Source organism: Terriglobia bacterium (genome assembly GCA_020072785.1).
In the GTDB taxonomy this organism is placed as follows: Bacteria; Acidobacteriota; Terriglobia; order Acidiferrales; family UBA7541; genus Acidiferrum.
This window is the reverse complement of sequence record JAIQGG010000001.1, coordinates 138,596-152,499: the sequence shown is the minus strand read 5'-3', so window position 1 is coordinate 152,499 and position 13,904 is coordinate 138,596. Positions and strand designations below refer to the sequence as shown.

At 63.6% G+C, this 13,904-nt stretch carries 11 protein-coding genes; 6 read left to right on the top strand and 5 right to left on the bottom strand.

The genetic code is table 11. The features are described 5' to 3' along the window. Window positions 1-43: 43 nt before the first annotated feature. Together tdh and LAN61_00640 are read left to right on the top strand one after the other, a co-directional pair. The gene (gene tdh / locus LAN61_00645) at window positions 44-1,087 is read left to right on the top strand and encodes an L-threonine 3-dehydrogenase (protein ID MBZ5539004.1); all 1,044 of its coding nucleotides are present in this window, start codon (window positions 44-46) and stop codon (window positions 1,085-1,087) included. Window positions 1,088-1,113: 26 nt separating this feature from the next. Next, window positions 1,114-1,404, top strand: a complete 291-nt coding sequence (locus LAN61_00640) for a cell division protein ZapA (GenBank protein MBZ5539003.1) — start codon at window positions 1,114-1,116, stop codon at window positions 1,402-1,404. A 115-nt stretch (window positions 1,405-1,519) separates the two neighbouring features. Here the strand turns inward: LAN61_00640 and LAN61_00635 are convergent, their stop codons facing one another. From LAN61_00635 to LAN61_00620, 4 genes are all read right to left on the bottom strand, one after another. Beyond that, entirely contained in the window at window positions 1,520-4,660 is a 3,141-nt protein-coding gene (locus LAN61_00635; GenBank protein MBZ5539002.1) for a CusA/CzcA family heavy metal efflux RND transporter, read from the bottom strand. Between the two features lie 27 nt (window positions 4,661-4,687). Beyond that, window positions 4,688-5,875, bottom strand: a complete 1,188-nt coding sequence (locus LAN61_00630; GenBank protein MBZ5539001.1) for an efflux RND transporter periplasmic adaptor subunit — start codon at window positions 5,873-5,875, stop codon at window positions 4,688-4,690. Next, complete coding sequence (locus tag LAN61_00625; protein ID MBZ5539000.1) at window positions 5,872-7,185, bottom strand: TolC family protein; 1,314 nt, start codon at window positions 7,183-7,185, stop codon at window positions 5,872-5,874. Before LAN61_00625 ends, LAN61_00630 begins: the two co-directional genes overlap by 4 nt. 79 nt (window positions 7,186-7,264) lie before the next feature. Then, on the bottom strand, window positions 7,265-7,630 hold the full coding sequence (locus tag LAN61_00620; protein MBZ5538999.1) for a hypothetical protein: 366 nt from the start codon (window positions 7,628-7,630) through the stop codon (window positions 7,265-7,267). Window positions 7,631-7,724: 94 nt separating this feature from the next. Between LAN61_00620 and LAN61_00615 the strand changes: the two genes are divergently transcribed. The 3 genes from LAN61_00615 to LAN61_00605 all read left to right on the top strand — a co-directional run bounded on the left by LAN61_00615 (window position 7,725) and on the right by LAN61_00605 (window position 11,910). Next, window positions 7,725-8,024 (top strand): hypothetical protein, encoded by a 300-nt coding sequence (locus LAN61_00615; GenBank protein ID MBZ5538998.1) that lies wholly within the window; start codon window positions 7,725-7,727, stop codon window positions 8,022-8,024. Between the two features lie 127 nt (window positions 8,025-8,151). Further along, the gene (locus tag LAN61_00610; GenBank protein ID MBZ5538997.1) at window positions 8,152-10,824 is read left to right on the top strand and encodes a TonB-dependent receptor; all 2,673 of its coding nucleotides are present in this window, start codon (window positions 8,152-8,154) and stop codon (window positions 10,822-10,824) included. A gap of 282 nt (window positions 10,825-11,106) precedes the next feature. Continuing rightward, window positions 11,107-11,910, top strand: a complete 804-nt coding sequence (locus tag LAN61_00605) for a TIGR00282 family metallophosphoesterase (protein ID MBZ5538996.1) — start codon at window positions 11,107-11,109, stop codon at window positions 11,908-11,910. 140 nt (window positions 11,911-12,050) lie between these two features. Here the strand turns inward: LAN61_00605 and LAN61_00600 are convergent, their stop codons facing one another. Then, the gene (locus LAN61_00600; GenBank protein ID MBZ5538995.1) at window positions 12,051-12,527 is read right to left on the bottom strand and encodes a nuclear transport factor 2 family protein; all 477 of its coding nucleotides are present in this window, start codon (window positions 12,525-12,527) and stop codon (window positions 12,051-12,053) included. A 198-nt stretch (window positions 12,528-12,725) separates the two neighbouring features. Here LAN61_00600 and LAN61_00595 point away from each other — a divergent pair, with 198 nt between their 5' ends. Further along, on the top strand, window positions 12,726-13,757 hold the full coding sequence (locus LAN61_00595) for a hypothetical protein (GenBank protein MBZ5538994.1): 1,032 nt from the start codon (window positions 12,726-12,728) through the stop codon (window positions 13,755-13,757). Window positions 13,758-13,904 lie beyond the last annotated feature (147 nt).

Sequence of the window (13,904 nt, the reverse complement as noted above, 5' to 3'; positions counted from 1 at the left end):
TCCTTTCGGAGCTATTTCGATGTCTTCCGCCACACCCACCACCATGAAAACGCTGCGCAAAATGCAGGCGGGGCGCGGGCTGTCGCTGGAAAGAGCGCCAGTGCCGGCCATTGGGCCGGGCGACGTGCTGGTGCGGGTGAAGGCGGCGTCCATCTGCGGGACGGACCTGCACATTTATGGCTGGGACCGCTGGTCGCAGGGGCGCATCAAGCCGCCGGTGACGCTGGGGCACGAATTCTGCGGGATCGTGGAGCGCGTGGGCGACGAGGTGGCCGCGGTGAAGCCCGGCGATTTCGTCAGCGCGGAGATGCACGTCAACTGCGGGCACTGCCACCAGTGCCGGCTGGGCCAGGCGCACGTCTGCCAGAACGTGCGGGTGATCGGGATCGACTGGGACGGGGCGTTCGCGGAATTCGTGCGCATTCCCGCGAGCAACATCTGGAAGCTGGATGCAGCCATTCCCGAGCATTATGCGGCGATCCTGGATCCGCTGGGCAACGCGGTGCACACGGTGCTGGCCGGGCCGATTGCCGGGCAGACGGTGCTGGTGACGGGCTGCGGGCCGATCGGGCTGATGTCCATCGCGGTGGCCAAGGCCTGCGGCAGCGCGACGGTGTTTGCCACGGAAGTGAACGAGCATCGCCGGGGCCTGGCGGTGAAGATGGGCGCGGACGCGGTGCTGAATCCGGCGGCGGAAGATGTTGTGGCGCGCGTCCGGGCGGAAACCGGCGGCACGGGCGTGGACGCCCTGCTGGAGATGTCCGGCCACCCCACGGCCATCGCGCAGGGCTTCCAGGCGCTGCGCGCGGGCGGCCGGGCTTCGCTGCTGGGGATTCCCACGGAGCCGGTTACGCTGGACCTGGTGAATGCCGTGATCTTCAAGGGCGCCACCGTGCAGGGCATCTTCGGGCGGCGCATGTACGACACCTGGATGCAGATGACCGCGCTGCTCAAGACCGGGCGGGTGAATCTCGATCCGCTGTTCGGGGAGCGCATCCCCCTGGAGCAGTTCGAGAGCGCCTTCGCCAAACTGCAGAGCGGGCACGCGGGGAAGATCCTGCTGTATCCCAACGGGATGCCGCGCTGAACGGCACAGCGCATGAGGAAGACGCCATGAGCGCGCCGGTGAAAGTGCAGATTTTCGGGCAGAGCTACTCGATCCGCGGGGAGCTGGACGAGGCCTACGTGCAGGAGCTGGCGGCGTACGTGGACGCGCGCATGCACGCCATCGCCGAAGCCACCGGCACCGTGGACACGCAGCGCGCGGCGGTCCTGGCGGCGCTGGCCATCGCCGACGAGCTGCACAGCACGCGGCACGAGCGCGGCGAGCGCGAAGAGTTGCTGCGTGAGCAGGCCGAGCGCTGCCTGGCGCTGGTGGAGCGGGCGCTGAAGCAGACGGCGTGAAGCCGTGATTTGTGGCTTGTGACTCGTGGAAGAGAGGCGCCGCAGTATTTTTCCACGAGCCACGAATTACGAATCACTTCGATCCCCGGCTGGTCCTGTAAGATTCCGGCAAAACTCAAAGGTAACCCCACAGGCCTATGGCACTGCTGGCCCCGCGCCGTGCGGGTGCGGCTCCAGCGCTGCGGGCGCGGGGCGGCATGCAACGCGGCAGGGAGCGGGCCGATCGAAGGCATCGGCCCTGCGCCGGGGAGGACGGAAATAGGAGCAGTGCGCCGGCCGGCGGCTTCTGGGTGTCGCTGCCGACGCCGGTGGACATGGCCGCGGGCAGGAGGCCGAGGCAGGCGACGAGCGCGGTCATCATGATGGGGCGCAGGCGGAGGAGCGAGGCTTCGCGCGTGGCTTCATGGATGGACTTGCCCTCCAGGCGCAGCTTATTAATGTAGCTGACGAGGATGACCGCAGTTTGGACCGAGACGCCGAGCAATGCGAGAAGGCCGAGGATACTGGAGACGCTGAACGGCGTGTGCGTGAGCTTTAAAGCGATGAGCGCGCCGACCGGCTGAGTCACGACTGCGCCGATAGCGATGGTAACGGGAAATTTGAAGTTGCCGTAAAGCGCGAAAAGAATGAGGAAAATGAGCAAGACGGCGAGCGGGCCGATAATAATAAATTGCGATTTGGCCGCGAGCAGCTCGCTGTACTCGCCGCCCCAGTCGAGCGAGTAGCCCTCTGGCAGCGCGACGGACTTGCCCACGGCTTGCTGGCCGGACTTCACGACGCTCTCAAGGTCACGGCCCTCAATAGAAAATTGAATGCCGACGTACCGCGAGTTATTTTCGCGATAGATGAAGGAGGCGCCGGTGCTTTCGCGGATGGTGGCGAGCTCGGAAAGGGGAATCTGCTGGCCGGCAGGCGCGGGCACGAGTAAGTCGCCGATGTCGCGGGCGCTGGAGCGAAATTGCGGCTCCATGCGCACGACGAGATCGAAGATTTTTTCGCCCTGGATCACCTGCGTGGCGGCCTGGCCGCCGACGGCCGCCTCCACCACGGCTTCGACATCGGCGACGTTGATGCCGTAGCGGGCGATTTTCTTGCGGTCGGCGTCGATGATCAGGCTGGGCTGGCCGAGCTCGCGAACGACAGTGAGTTCCTTGAAACCTTGCGTCTTATCGAGAACATTCTTGATCTCGACGGCCTTTTTCTGGAGGACATCGAGATCGGGACCGAAGATTTTGACCGCGAGAGCGGATTTGAGTCCGGTGAGAGCTTCGTCGACAGCGTCTTCGGCGGGCTGGGTGTAGTTGAAAATGACGCCGGGATAGGTTTCGAGCTTCTTCTGCACGTCGACGATAAGCTGCTCTTTCGTACGGATAGGCCCTTTCTTCCAGGAAGCGTCGTCGTACGGTTTCAAGCCGACATAAAACTCGCAGTTGAAGAAACCTGTTGGATCGGTGCCGTCATCGGGGCGGCCGAGTTCCGAGCCGACGATGGTGACTTGAGGGTACTTTGAGAGCAGGTCGCGGACTTGCGGGGCGAACTTGCTCGACTCCTCGAAAGAGATGGTGTACGGCATCGTGGCGCGAACCCAGAGCGCCCCTTCGTCGAGATGCGGAAGGAATTCTCCGCCAATGAGAGGGACGAGGAGAAGGCTTGCAGCAAAGATCGCGCCGCTGGTGAAAAGAGTGATCTTGGGATGAGCGAGGCACCAATCGAGACACTTCGCGTAAGCGTCGCGGATCCAGTCGAAGATGCGATTGTGCTTTTCCTCGACGCCTTTCTTGAAAGCGTACCAAGCCATCACGGGAACGACGGTAAGCGTAAGGATCAGCGCGCCGATGAGCGCAAAGGCCATGGTATCGGCCATGGGGTGAAAGAGCTTCCCCGCGGGGCCGGTCAGGGCGTAGATCGGCAGGTACCCGGCGATGATCACGGCGACGGAGTAAAAGATGGGGCGGTCCACATCGTGGGCCGCGGCGAGAATCACCTCGTGCAACTTGTAGGACTGGCCGCGGCGCAAGCCGAGCTCGCGGTAGATGTTCTCGACCATGACGATGGTGCCGTCAATGATGATGCCGAAGTCGATGGCCCCGATGGAAAGCAGGTTGGCGGCTTCGCCGGTCTGGTGCAGGAAAATAAAGGCGAAGAGCAGCGCGAGAGGAATGGTCAGCGCGGTGATGACCGCGGCGCGGACGCTGACCAGAAAAAAGATGAGCACGAGGAGCACCAGGAGCATGCCGCGGAGCAGGTTCCATTCGACCGTGTCCGTGGTCACCCGGACGAGGTCGCTGCGGTCGTAGAACGGCCGCACCTTCACGTCGGGGGGCAGAATGCTGCGGTTGAGTTCCAGGGTTTTCTTCTCGACGCCCTGAAGCACGGTCTGCGTCTGCTCGCCGCGGCGCATGAGAATGACGCCTTCTACGGCGTCGTCGTTCTTCTGGAAACCAAACATGCCGAGGCGCGGGGCATGGCCGATTTCCACGCGGCCGATATCGCGCACGCGGATGGGCACGCCGTTGGCGCTGCCGACCACAACTTCTCCGATGTCCTCGGTGGTCTTCATTAAGCCGAGTCCGCGCACGTAGTAAAACTGCCCGCCTTGCGAATAGAATCCGCCGCCGGTGTTGGCGTTGTTGGACGCCAGGGCATTCAAGACTTGCACCACCGGCAAGTGGTAGTTGGAGAGCTTTACCGGATCGAGGAGGACCTGGTACTGCATGGTCGTGCCGCCGAAGCCCGAGTCGTCGGCTACTCCGGGGACGCTGCGATAGGCGCGCTCGACGATCCAGTCTTCATAGGTTTTCAATTCCTGCGGTGTGCGGTCCGGGCTCTCGAGCACGTAGCGGTACACGAGCCCGCTGGGGCTGAAGAGCGGGGCCATGCTGGGCGTTACGCCCGCAGGAAGCGTGGCGTCGCTCAAACGCTCGAAGACCACCTGGCGCGCGAAATAGGGATCCACGCTTTCGTCGAAGGTCAGGCGGATGTCCGACAGTCCATAGAGCGAGATGGAGCGCATCACCTTCAGATGCGGCGTGCCGTTCATCGCCAGTTCGAGCGGCAAGGTGGTGAGGCGCTCGATCTCTTCCGAGGCGTGGCCGGGCCACTGGGTGACCAGCTCGACCATGGGCGGGGAGAGATCGGGATAGGCATCCACGGGCATGCGCTGAAAGGAGAGCGCTCCGGCGCAAATGATGAGCACGGTCACCATCAGCACCAGAAAGCGCTGCTGCAGCGCGAATTGGACAATGCGATGAATCATCAGGATCTCTCTTGGCTGCCTTTCTGACTAGTGCTGCAGGGAATTCTTGAACTGCAGGAAGAGGCCGCCGTCGCCGGCCACGCGCTCGGCTTCCCGCAAGCCTTCCGTGATTTGTGTGCGGCCTCCGCGGCTGTCTCCGAGCTGGACCAGGCGCCTGCTGAACTGGTTGGGGCCCGACTGCACATAGACAAACGGCTGATTTTCCGTGTCGCGCAGAACGGCCGCGTCGGGCACGGTCAGCGCATCGCGAATCGCACCGGCCTGCACCGTCGCGGTGACGTACATGTCTTTCTTGAGCTTCTTGCCCGGGTTGCCGGCGACGATGCGGGCCTGGAGCGTGCGCGTGTTCGGATCGAGGGCCGGGGCGAGATAGGAAATTCGCCCGTGAAAAATTTCCGGATAAGAGTCCGTGGTGATGTCCACGTTGTCGCCGGCGTGCACGAAGGCCATGTCGCTCTGGTAGACGTTCACCAGCACCCAGACCGTGCTCATGTCCGAAATGGTAAAGCACTGCGTGGCGCCGCCCTGCAGCAACTGCCCGGGCCCGACGAGGCGCTCGACAATTTCGCCGCCGGCCGGGGCCAGCAAGGGAATCTGCGACGCAGCCTTCGGCGGATTCTTCACGACCGCCTCCGGATCGCTGATGCCCAGCGCGCGCAGGACATCTTCGCTGGATTGCACGTCGGCCAGGGCCTGCGTGCGGTCGGATTCGGCCTGCTGGAGGTCGCGCTCCGCGATGGCCTGGTGGTTGTAGAGGTCGGTGGCGCGCAGATAATTCTTTTCCGTGAGCTGCGCCACGTCGCGCGCCTTGAGGTAGGCCGAGCGCGCAGCGGAGTAATCGGGACTGTTGACGGTCAGCAGGGGCTGGCCGGCGCGCACGGTCTCGCCCGGCGCGACGAGGATTTCATGCACGGGCCCGCCGATGGCGGTGAAGACGGGAGTGGTCTTGAAAGCATTGTAAGTGACCGAGCCGGTGAGGCGCAGGACCCGCGGCAGCCGCGCCTTTTCCACGGGGACGACCTGCACATGGGCCATCTGCTCCTGCGGCACGGTGAAGAGCGCCGCGGTGTCGGCCTTGGTCTCGCGCCCGGAATAGGAGGTCATCTGGGATTCGGATTCGGCGGGGCCCGAACCGCATCCCGCGGCGACGGCCAGTGCCAACCCGGCCGCCAGCGCGACGGCTGGAAAAATTCGAGCGTGCGTGTGCGTTTTCATGGCAGGTTCCTCGTTCCCACAGCCTGGCGCGTCTGTTCGAGCGCGGCCATGTAGCTGGCGAGCGCCTGACGGTAGGCGAGCTGATTTGCGCGGTAGGTGCGCTCGGCGTCGAGATAGTCGAGCAAGCTGGCCGCGCCGCGCTTGTAGGCGTACTCGCTGATGTCCCGCGAGGCCTTGGCCTGATCGACGTAGCCGCCGCGATAGAGCTGTACGATCTGATCGTTGGTGCGCAGCGCTTCGTAGGCGTCCACAACGTCGGTGAGCACTTGCTGCGCGGTCTCGCTGGCCAGCTCCTGCGACTGCGTAATGGCGTAGCGCGTGCGGGCGATTTCGCCCTGGTTGCGGTCGAAGAGCGGGAGCTGGATATTGAAGAACAGCGCGCCGGTGCTGAGCCCCGCCGCGTGCGAGTAGTTGAAGCTTGCGCCGAGGTCGCGCTTGCCATTGGCTGCGGCGAGCAATTCCTGGCTGCGGGCGGCGATCACATTCTGCTGCGCGGCCTGCAGGTCGGGGCGGCTGCGCAGGGCCAGGGCCTTCAGGTCGTCGAGTCCCGCGTGCACGGATTGATAGTCGAGCCGGCCCTCGACCGCATAATTGTCCGGCACCGATTCGAAGCCCACGAGCTGGCGCAGCGCGGCGAGGGCCTGCACTTTGGCGAGCTGCGCCGCGGAAACATCGGTCTGAAACTGCAGCGCCTGCAGCTGGATCTTCAGCAGGTCGCCTTCGCTGATGTCGCCGGCTTTGTACCGCGCCTCGCTGATCTTGACGGTCTGCTGGAAGCTGTCGAGGCTCTGCTGGGTGAAATCGAGGGCGGACTGCGCCAGCAACACGGCGATGAACTGCTGCGAAACGTTGAACACCAACTGCCGCTCGTTGTCCGCGACCTGCGAGCGCGCGACCGCGGTCTGGTCCTTCGCCGCTTGCAGCCGGTGCTGGCGTTTCCGGCCGCGCTCGAAAGTGTAGCCGAGCCCGGCGTCGAACTGCGCCTGATTGTCGAGGTAATCGGCGCTCCACTGGCTGGGATGGAAGAGCGGGAGGAATTGCGCGTCCCAGGAAAGCACCGGGTTAGGGCGGAGATTGGCGGTGGTCTCCAGGGCCTGGAACTGCAAAATCGTGGAGCGCGCGGCCTGCAGCGCATGGTTGTGCTGCAGGGCGAGCCGGATGGCCTCCTCGATGGAAATTCGAGCAGCGGGGGGCTGGGGCGCCGCCGCGCGGGGAGGCGCCGCGGCCGGCGCCGGCGCAGGGTTTTGCTGCGCCGCCGCGAAAGCAGGCCAGGCCAGCAGTGCCGCGGCCCATGCCATTCCTTTCTTCATTATGGATACTCCTCAAACGTCCCTGCGAGAAGGACGGATAGCAACGGTGAATGAAAACGACGGAGAGAAACGCGGCTGGCTACTGGACGGGGGGCGCGCGTGGAGAAATGGTGCGCGGAAGTTCTGTGGAAACTAGCACGATCACGGCGAAGACTTCGAGCCGGTTCATGGCCGGAACGATCGCCATGCTCGGAGACGGCGTGGGAATCACGGAACCCGCGGTGGAGCAGATCGGGCAAATGTGCGAGCTCAAGGGTCCGGCCGTCAGGTCGGCGCACAAATGGAACTGCGCCGCGAGGAGGATAACCCCGAGGAGCAAAGCGAAAAGCGCTATCCGGTGTGTCTTGCCAGACATGCCCTTGCTAAGACGGAGCTTAGGCTGAAATGGTTGCGTGGTCAAGCAGGCCTTGTTCTGGGTGACCGCAAAGCGGTCAATGCGCGGCACAGGTGGCTCTTGCACAACCCGCCCGCCCGCGGCAGCGTCAAAGCTGGTACAGTCAAGTGTAAGTTGGCCGCTTCGCGGTCAAGCTTGCAAAGCGATGCGCACACAAGGACCTATCTTCGCTGCTCCCTCCGCCCGCCGCATGCTGGCACTGCTGGCCTGCGCGGTGCTGCTCTATTTCGCCGTGGGCGGCACGCTCCTGCATCGGCACAAAGACGGGCCAGGGGCCGTGTGTCACACTTGCCAGTCGCTGCACATGCCGGCGCTGGCCGCTGCGCAACACCACGCCGCCCAGTCGCCTCAACTGGTTACCTGGAACGCCGCGATTGCGCTGGACGCCGCTGCCACGGAATCCTTCGGACTGCACCGCGCCTCGCGCGCACCTCCCGCCGCGTAAATTCCCGCTGTTTTTTGTGAAGCGCTAAACGCACGCCGCCCCTCTGCCAGGGCCGCGTCTCCGCCGGTTTTTTGGCGGCCTCCATTCACCCACAACCGCAGGGAGCCCCCGAGGGGGCGGAGGAAAAATGTCCAGGAATTTGCGCAGTACTGCACTTTTGGTTTTCAGTTGGAGTTTGCTGTTCGCGGCCGTGCCGGGCTGGGCACAATCGTCGGGCACGCTCGAGGGGGTGGTGAAGGACCCGTCGGGAGCGGCGGTTGCCGGCGCGACAGTGGAAATCTCCTACGCGGTGAGCGGCTTTCGCCGCGAGACAACCACGGGGAACGCCGGAGAGTTTCGTTTCACGAACTTGCCGTTCAACCTGTATCACCTGGCTGTGACGGCCGCGGGCTTCGCATCCTACACGCAGGACGTGGATGTGCGCTCGAGCGTTCCGACGGCGGTGCCGGTCAGCTTGAAGATCGGCAGTGCGGAGACCAGCATCACAGTGGAGGCCACTGGCGCCGACCTCGTAGAGACCGACTCCACGTTTCACACGGACGTGGATCGCGCTTTGTTCGACAAGCTTCCGCTGGAAAGCCAGTCCTCGTCGGTGAGTTCTCTGGTGACGCTGGCGACTCCCGGAGTGGTGGCGGACTCGAACGGCCTGTTCCACGGGCTCGGGGACCACGCGGAGAATTCGTTTTCTGTGGACGGCCAGCCGATTACCGACCAGCAGAGCAAAGTTTTTTCGAACCAGATTCCCGCCGAATCGATCCAGTCCATGGAGGTGGTTTCCGGAGCTCCGCCGGCCGAATTTGGCGACAAGACCAGCTTGATCATTAAAGTGACGACCCGTTCGGGTCTTGGGCAGAGCAAGCCCACAGGCAGCGTCAAGGTTTCGTACGGAAGTTTTGGCTCCGTAAACGGCGGCTTTGACGTGGCCTTCGGGGGGCAGAAGTGGGGAAATTTCATCGCCGCGAGCGCATTGAGCACCAGCCGGTTTCTGGATCCACCGGAACTGCAAGCCCTCCACGACAAGGGCAATCAGGAAAACCTCTTCGACCGCGTGGACTATCAGCTGAGCGGCGCGGACACGGTCCACGTGAACCTTGGTTATACGCGTTCCTGGTTTCAGACGCCGAATACGTTCGATAACCTGAATGCGGGCCTCAGCGGCCTCCAGAATAATCTCGTAGGCCAGACGGATCAGCGTTCGCTGATCAAGACCTTCAACATCGCGCCAACCTGGACGCGGCTGGTCAGTCCCACGACGCTGTTGACCGTGGGGGCCTTCGTGCGGCAGGACCAGTATGGCTATTTCCCGAGCCAGAATGTTTTTGCGGATCAACCGGCGACGGTCACGCAGCAGCGAAAACTGACCAATGCGGGCATGCACTCGGACGTGTCCTACGTGAAAGGCATTCACAACATCAAAGCAGGCGTCACGTTTGAACACACGTTCCTCACGGAGAATTTCAACTTCGGAATTACCAGCCCGTTCACCAATCCAGTCTGTCTGAATGCTGATGGGAGGCCTGACACGAACCCCGCACTGACGGACCCGGCGCAGTGCACGGGTGCGCTGCAGCCCAATCCGAACTTTGTGGCGGCGCTCGGCTGCATCGACCTGAGCAGGCCCGCGCCGGCAGCGACGGACAACTGCCCGGGCGGGCAAAGCGCGCTGTTCCCCTTCCGCGGCCACACGGACATCAAGCAACTGGGGTTATTCATCCAGGACACGATCACGAAAGGCAATTGGGCCTTTAATTTGGGGATTCGGGGTGATGGATATCGCGGGATGGTCCACGATACGCAAGTGCAGCCGCGCGTGGGCATTGCCTATAACATCAAGAAAACGAACACAGTTCTGCGTGCCTCCTATGCGCGCGTCATGGAGACCCCGTTCAATGAGAACTTGATTCTCGCCAGTCAGGGGGCGAGCAACCCGGTGATCACCGGCGTGATCGGCGGGCAGAGCTTACAAGCGCCGATTCGCTCCGGGCAGCGCAACCAGTTCAATGCCGGGTTGCAGCAAGCCTTCGGGAACTTTCTGGTGGTGGATGCGGACTACCTGTGGAAGTACACGCACAACGGGTACGACTTCAGCGCCTTTGGCAACACACCGATTTTCTTCCCCATTGCCTGGCACAACTCGAAGGTGGACGGAGTTTCGGTGCGCGTGAGCGTGCCGAATTACCACGGCTTGACGGCATTTACGATTCTGGGACACGTTCGAGCGCGGTTCTTCCCGCCACAAGTGGGAGGATTGGGGGCCACGGTGACGGGCGGCGAAGTCTTCCGCATCGATCACGACCAGGCCTTCCAGCAGACGACGCATGCGCAATACCAGCCGTGGAAGACCTTGCCGTGGATCGCCATGAACTGGCGCTACGACAGCGGGCTAGTGGCCAGCAACCCCAACTTGGCCGATTTTCCTACCGCCTTGGGGTTCCTGGATGCGGACCAGCAGGCCGCGATCGGGCTTTACTGCGGCAACCAGGTGGCGACCCTGGCGAACGCGCTGACGCCGGCTGGCTGTGCCGGGCAAACAAACTTCGGGGCCAAGCTTTTGAACTTCCCGCTGCCCGGTAAAGGAGACGTCGACCGCAATCCGACGCGCGTGACCCCGCGCAACCTCTTTGACGCCAGCGTGGGCGATGACGACCTCTTCCATGGCGACCACTACAAGTGGAGCCTGCGCTTCACGGTCATCAACCTGACGAACAAAGTGACGCTGTTCAACTTCCTGTCGACCTTCAGCGGGACGCATTTCGTCGCACCGCGCTCGTACACGGCGGAGCTCGGATTCCACTTCTAGGGGGGGCGCGGGCTCTGCTGGATATTTCCGGCGGGCATCCTGCTAGAATGGAAGTGGAGCGGTACTTCGAAGCAGGTGCGGGAACGAAAGTCGTTCGAACCAATGGAGAATCTCTGAGGAGCTGCGGATAGCCAGCCTGTGTGCACGGCCTGTCCCGCCGGCGTCCCGGAAAGACCGGGAAGCCGGCGGGGCAGGAAAGCCTAACGGCTGGCTCGTGGCGCCCACCTAATTCAGAGGTTCACGACCTAGTTCCCCACGGCCAAGCAGTCTGCTCCGTTTTTTATGCGCATCCTATTCATCGGCGACATAGTCGGCTCCCCGGGCCGGCGCATCGTCCACGACCGCCTGGCGGACATCGTGGAGCATCACGGCATCGATCTGGTCATCGCCAACGGGGAGAACTCCGCCTCGGGTTTCGGGATCACGCCGCGGCTCGCGGAAGAGCTGCTGGGAACGGGGATCGCCGTGCTCACCGGGGGAAATCACAGCTGGGACCGGCGCGAGATCCTGGAGCACATTCCGCACCAGCCGAAGCTGCTGCGCCCGGCGAATTTTCCGGAGAGCAATCCGGGGAGCGGGGTATATGTGGGCACGGCGAAGAACGGCGTGTCCTACGCGGTGCTGAACCTGCAGGGGCGGGTGTTCATGCCGGCCATTGACGATCCCTTCCGCACCGCGGACCGGGAGCTGGCCAAGCTGCCGCCGGAAGTGGCTTTTGTCCTGGTGGATATGCACGCGGAGGTCACCAGCGAGAAGATCGCCATGGGCTGGTATCTCGACGGGCGAGTGAGCGCCGTGGTGGGCACGCACACGCACGTAACCACCGCGGACGAGCGCGTGCTGCCGCAGGGTACCGCGTACATCACCGACGTGGGCATGACCGGGCCGCACGAGGGCATCATCGGGATGGACCGCGCGAACATCATCAAGCGCTTCCTGGACGCCATGCCCACGAAGTTCGACGTGGCCTCCGGCGACGTGCAGATGAACACGGTGCTGGTGGAAACCGATGACGACGGCGCGCGCAACGCCGCTGGGCGCCTGCGCGCGCGCTCCATCGCGCGCCTCTGCTTCCACATCGATTAGGAGAGATCCTTTCCAGCCGGGTCGAGAGAGCTCCGCCAAGGCCGGAATCCGATATCGATCGGCTCCGGGCCGCTAAGCATCATCGGCCCTTCGCTCGGGATGACCGCGGGTTGCAGTGTGGCCAGTGCTGGTGAGCGGCCTTACTTGGTTTCTTTCTTTGGCGCGGGGGAGTAGTGCAGGTGCACGATTTTCCACGCGCCGCCGCGTTTGAAGAAGACGTCGCTCTCCTGGAAGTCCTCGTCGGTCACCGGCCCCTGCGCCGTGCGCGTGCGCACATGCAAGAGGTAGCTGGCGACGGCGGTGTCCTGGCTGGGGCCGATCTGCACGTGCAGGTCGGAGATCTCCGCGGCTTCGACGCGGTTGCCGCTGCGGATGTACGTGGTCCAATCCTTCTGGTAGGTGGGCAGGTCGGTGCGGCCCTCGGGCAGCCACTGCGTGAAGTCGGCGGCGTAGAAGGCGAAATAGCGGGGCAGGTCATTGGCGGCGTAAGTGTCGTTGAACTTCTTTTCCAGATCGCGGATTTCCTGCTCGACAGCGGCGGGCTTGGCGGCGGGCTGCCGGGCATAGACGACGCCAGCCAAAGTCAGAAGGACGGCCAGGAACAGTTTGGTTTTCATGGGATAGTGCTCCTGCGCTGTAGTTATAGGAGCGCCGGGAAGTTGTCAACTGCGGGAACGGAAAGTTTGTGTCCTGGATCTGTGTGACCGCGAAGCGGTCAACGATCTGTGTGACCGCGAAGCGGTCAACGCAACCAGGGGGGAATTGCGGGCAACCTGCGCGGCGGCGATGTAATCTGAAGAAGCATGCGACAGGGTGTGGGTTTCCTTCTCCGAATGATTGTGGCGGTGTCTCTGCTGGCGGGCGCGGCGTCATGCGCCTTGGCGCAGGACGTTGACCGCTTCGCGGTCACAGCGATAGATGACGCGGACACGCTGACGGCGACGCAGCGGCTGTTTCCGGGGATCGGGCCGGGGCTGCGCGCGATCAAGCGCGACGCCGCGGGCCACTACTACGTGCTGGCCTCGCCGGCTCCGGGGCTGACGGTCTTCGATGCCGCGGGCAAGACCCTGCTGCAGCTCTCCAGCGCCGTTCAGACGGGTGTTCCCGCCCGGGTTAAGCCGCCCATCCTCTTCGGCGAGGATTGCGATGTGGACGCCGCGGGGCGCATCTATGTGGCCGACCGCGGGGCCGATGCGGTCAAGATCTTCTCGCCCGCGGGGGAACTGCTGCGGACCATTCCGGTGGCCATGCCCATCTCGCTGGCGAGCCTGTCCGGGGGTGAGGTTGCCGTCTCCACGCTGCGCGGGCCGCACCTGGTGACCGTCTTCGACCTGAATGGGCGGGAGGTGCGGGAATTCGGGGACCCCGCGGATATTGCCGAGCGCAAGGACCTCAACCGCTTTCTGAACATTGGCCGGCTGGCCAGAGATGCCCAGGACCACCTCTACTACGCCTTCGACTACCTGCCCGAGCCCACGGTGCGAGTGTTCGACCGCCAGGGCTACTCTAAAACGGAGATCCAGGTGACCAGCCTGGACGTCCTGCCCAAGGCCCAGGCCATCCGGCGGGAGATCCAGAGGCAGGAAAAACGGGGGGATTCGCCCACGTTTAAGAGGGTGCTGACGGCCGTGGGGGTGGACCCGGTTAGCGGGGAGGTGTGGATAGCGTTGGAAAACACCCTTTTCCATTTCGACCGCGATGGGAACCGCCGCTCCACATACCGGCTGTATACGCCGGAAGGAGCGCGGCTCGAAGCCACGAGCATCCTGATCGAAGCGCAGCGGCTGCTGATCGGGAGCGACCCGCTGGGGGTATACGAATTCGCGCGCCCGGACAAGCCGAGATGAGCGGCAGGCACGATGCGCGAGAGTGCTCGAAAAAGGCGCAGGAACTCGCGCGGAGCCGCGAAAATTGTAAATAGCCTTATAAACATTGACGATTTGCGGTCAAATGCCCCGCTTTGAGGCTTGTGGAAAAGCTGTGGACGGCGTGTG

Bases quoted from the DNA above. Each gene is read 5' to 3' on its own strand.
- LAN61_00615 (MBZ5538998.1), top strand. From the start codon at position 7,725: ATGCGCACACAAGGACCTATCTTCGCTGCTCCCTCCGCCCGCCGCATG.
- LAN61_00640 (MBZ5539003.1), top strand. From the start codon at position 1,114: ATGAGCGCGCCGGTGAAAGTGCAGATTTTCGGGCAGAGCTACTCGATC.
- LAN61_00635 (MBZ5539002.1), bottom strand. From the start codon at position 4,660: ATGATTCATCGCATTGTCCAATTCGCGCTGCAGCAGCGCTTTCTGGTG.
- LAN61_00605 (MBZ5538996.1), top strand. From the start codon at position 11,107: ATGCGCATCCTATTCATCGGCGACATAGTCGGCTCCCCGGGCCGGCGC.
- LAN61_00600 (MBZ5538995.1), bottom strand. From the start codon at position 12,527: ATGAAAACCAAACTGTTCCTGGCCGTCCTTCTGACTTTGGCTGGCGTC.
- LAN61_00625 (MBZ5539000.1), bottom strand. From the start codon at position 7,185: ATGAAGAAAGGAATGGCATGGGCCGCGGCACTGCTGGCCTGGCCTGCT.
- tdh (MBZ5539004.1), top strand. From the start codon at position 44: ATGAAAACGCTGCGCAAAATGCAGGCGGGGCGCGGGCTGTCGCTGGAA.
- LAN61_00630 (MBZ5539001.1), bottom strand. From the start codon at position 5,875: ATGAAAACGCACACGCACGCTCGAATTTTTCCAGCCGTCGCGCTGGCG.
- LAN61_00610 (MBZ5538997.1), top strand. From the start codon at position 8,152: ATGTCCAGGAATTTGCGCAGTACTGCACTTTTGGTTTTCAGTTGGAGT.